The organism is Frankia sp. CeRuru1, assembly GCF_977966315.1.
Window position 1 is genome coordinate 1 of the sequence record NZ_CDWWEW010000513.1, and the last position, 2,824, is coordinate 2,824.

General features: G+C 70.5%; 5 protein-coding genes. 3 read left to right on the forward strand and 2 right to left on the reverse strand.

Going from position 1 to position 2,824, the window contains the following annotated elements:
- Positions 1 to 135: 135 nt before the first annotated feature.
- Positions 136 to 1,218 (forward strand): biotin synthase BioB, encoded by a 1,083-nt coding sequence (gene bioB / locus AC08OP_RS23630; RefSeq protein ID WP_476616182.1) that lies wholly within the window; start codon positions 136 to 138, stop codon positions 1,216 to 1,218.
- Between the two features lie 114 nt (positions 1,219 to 1,332).
- Here bioB and bsaP read toward each other — a convergent pair whose 3' ends face one another.
- Entirely contained in the window at positions 1,333 to 1,518 is a 186-nt protein-coding gene (gene bsaP / locus AC08OP_RS23635) for a biotin synthase auxiliary protein BsaP (RefSeq protein WP_076806814.1), read from the reverse strand.
- A gap of 68 nt (positions 1,519 to 1,586) precedes the next feature.
- Complete coding sequence (locus tag AC08OP_RS23640; RefSeq protein WP_476616183.1) at positions 1,587 to 1,817, reverse strand: biotin/lipoyl-binding carrier protein; 231 nt, start codon at positions 1,815 to 1,817, stop codon at positions 1,587 to 1,589.
- Positions 1,818 to 1,989: 172 nt separating this feature from the next.
- Here AC08OP_RS23640 and AC08OP_RS23645 point away from each other — a divergent pair, with 172 nt between their 5' ends.
- Entirely contained in the window at positions 1,990 to 2,682 is a 693-nt protein-coding gene (locus AC08OP_RS23645; protein WP_476616184.1) for a DUF5317 domain-containing protein, read from the forward strand.
- The gene (locus tag AC08OP_RS23650) at positions 2,682 to 2,756 is read left to right on the forward strand and encodes a 50S ribosomal protein bL37 (RefSeq protein WP_369807823.1); all 75 of its coding nucleotides are present in this window, start codon (positions 2,682 to 2,684) and stop codon (positions 2,754 to 2,756) included. Before AC08OP_RS23645 ends, AC08OP_RS23650 begins: the two co-directional genes overlap by 1 nt.
- Positions 2,757 to 2,824: the final 68 nt, after the last annotated feature.

The window sequence follows — 2,824 nt, forward strand, 5'->3', positions numbered from 1 at the left end:
CACCTGGGTGCATGCGCATCAGTCCCGACCACGATACCCACCGCCACCACGCGCCCACCGCCACCACGCGCCCACCGCCACCACGCATCCACCGCACCCGCCGACCCTCGTCTGGAGACCCCTGTGACTGCATCCGTGACCACGTCCGTGACCGGATCCGTGACCGCGCACCCCACCGCACCTGCACCTGCACCGGCGTCGCCGCGGCCGCCGGCGGACCAGGACGGTGCCGGCATCCTCACCGTGGCACGGCGCGAGGTCCTCGAGGGCGGACAAGGGCTGGACGAGGCCGGCGTGCTCGCCGTGCTCCGGCTCCCGGACGAGACGCTGACCGATCTGCTCGCCCTGGCCCACGAGGTGCGGATGCGCTGGTGTGGTCCGGAGGTCGAGGTGGAGGGGATCGTCAGCCTCAAGACCGGCGGATGCCCGGAAGACTGTCACTTCTGCTCGCAGTCCGGCAAGTTCGACTCGCCGGTACGGTCCGCCTGGCTGGACGTGCCCTCGCTCGTTGACGCCGCTCGGCAGACCGCGGCGACAGGCGCCACCGAGTTCTGCATCGTCGCGGCCGTGCGGGGCCCGGACGCCCGGCTCATGGCGCAGGTGCGGGAGGGGATCGTCGCCATCCGTGCGGCGGTCGACATCAACGTCGCCTGCTCCCTGGGCATGCTGACCTCCGCGCAGGTCGACGAACTCGTGGCGATGGGTGTGCACCGTTACAACCACAACCTGGAGACGGCCCGCTCGCACTTCCCGAACGTGGTCACCACCCACAACTGGGAGGAGCGGTGGGAGACCTGTGAGATGGTGCGGGCCGCGGGGATGGAGCTGTGCTGCGGCGCCATTCTGGGCGTCGGCGAGAGCCTCGAGCAGCGTGCCGAACTCGCCGCCCAGCTTGCGGCCCTGGAGCCCGACGAGGTTCCGCTGAACTTCCTCAACCCGCGGCCGGGGACGCCCTTCGGGGATCTTCCGCTGGTCGAGCCGCGTGACGCGCTGCGCGCGATCGCGGCGTTCCGCCTCGCCATGCCGCGCACGATCCTGCGCTACTCCGGCGGACGCGAGATCACCCTGGGTGATCTCGACGTGCAGGGGATGCTCGGTGGTATCAACGCCATGATCGTCGGGAACTATCTGACGACGCTGGGCCGCTCCGCGGAGGCCGACCTGAAGATGCTGGCCGAGCTGAGCATGCCGATCAAGTCCCTGCAGGCCACCCTCTAAGCCCCCGTCCGTTCCGCTTCAGCGCTGGTTCGTGCCCGGCTGGCCGGACCCGCCGGCACTCGGCCGGGGCCAGGATCGCGGTCGGCGTGACGACGGTGGACGTGACCGACGAGCTCAGACCGAGAGCAGCCCATGCTCCGCGCACCGGGCCGACCAACCCACCGGGGTGACCTGGACGACCATCCGCCGCCGGCAGGCTCGACAGTAGCGGGGTGGCTCCAGCTCGCGGGCCCGCCGGCACGCCTCGTGGCTGCCCACACTGGCCAGCTGACCGCAACGGTCACAAAACGCGGCGTCCATAATGGGCAGCTTAGGACATCGCCTGAGGCATCGGATCCCTCAGCCGCTATCCCGCCGGACAAGGACGATCAGGCGGTGGAGAGCGGCTCGACCACGGCGATCAGGTCACCGTCCTGGACGACGTCGCCCTCCTGCACCGCGATCCGGGCGACCGTCCCGCCGTCCTCGCTGATCACGGGGATCTCCATCTTCATGGAGTCGAGGATCACCAGGGCGTCACCAGCGCTCACCGGGTCTCCCACACCGACGACGACCTTCCAGACGTTGGCCACCATCTCAGCGCGGACTTCCTCGGCCATCAGGCTCCCTTCAGCGGCGGTAAATCTGGCAAGAGCGTAGTGTGCCGAGGCTGTCCGACCAACGTCCCTGGGCCCCGGATGTATCCGGGCCGGCACGCTGGGACGACGCGACCGCCCGGTGCTGGGACTGTCGCTCATAACGCCGCACACTACGCATGTGCTCGTACTTCTGGTGCTGACCCTGCTATGCGGTCTGGGCGTCGGCCTCGCCCACGGCGGAACTCTCGGTGCCCTCGCCCGCATCCATGTCTCCCGACCATGGCTGCTCGCCGCGGCGGTCCTGGTGCTCGCGATCGGCCGACTCGTGCCCGCCTTGCACGGCCCGGCGTGGATCGCGGCCGCCGTGGTCACAGCCCTGTTCGCCAGCGCGAACAACCGCCTGCCCGGACTCGGTCTCCTGGTCACCGGTCTCATCTCCAACGCCGCCGTCATCACCGCGAACGGCGGCCAGATGCCGGTGTCGCGGTGGGGGGCCGACCGCGCCGGTGTACCGATCTCCGACATCCTGGCCTCGGCATTTCACACGCCGGCCGGGGACGGTACGACCCTGCGCCTGCTCAGTGACATCATCCCGCTGCCCCTGCCCTGGACGCCCGCGGTCGTCAGCGTCGGCGACGTGGCGATCGCCGCGGCGCTGGGACTGTTCGGAGCGATAGCCCCCGTGCGGGCGTGGCGCACGTTGCAGGCCCGCCGCCATGCCAGGGCGGTGCAGTCCCCGGCCCGCGGGAACCTCGGCGATGGCTCGCCGGACGGGTTCGGCGACGCCGACGAGGACGAGGGCCTCGACGGACCCGCCGGTAACCTCCCGTCGGCGCGGACTGGCACGATGACTGCACGTCGAAGCGGAACGGAGGAAGATTCCTGATGGCGAAGAAGAAGCGCAAGCGGCGCGCACGGGCGAAGAACAAGGCCAACCACGGCAAGCGCCCGAACACCTGAGCCACCCGGCGGGCCGTGGCTGCCACGGCCCGCCCCCAGGCAGCCCGATGCTCCACCCGACCCCAGCT

What these genes read in the sequence shown, in the direction of transcription:
- bsaP (WP_076806814.1), bottom strand. Translation starts at nt 1,518, where the DNA reads ATGGACGCCGCGTTTTGTGACCGTTGCGGTCAGCTGGCCAGTGTGGGC.
- AC08OP_RS23640 (WP_476616183.1), bottom strand. Translation starts at nt 1,817, where the DNA reads ATGGCCGAGGAAGTCCGCGCTGAGATGGTGGCCAACGTCTGGAAGGTC.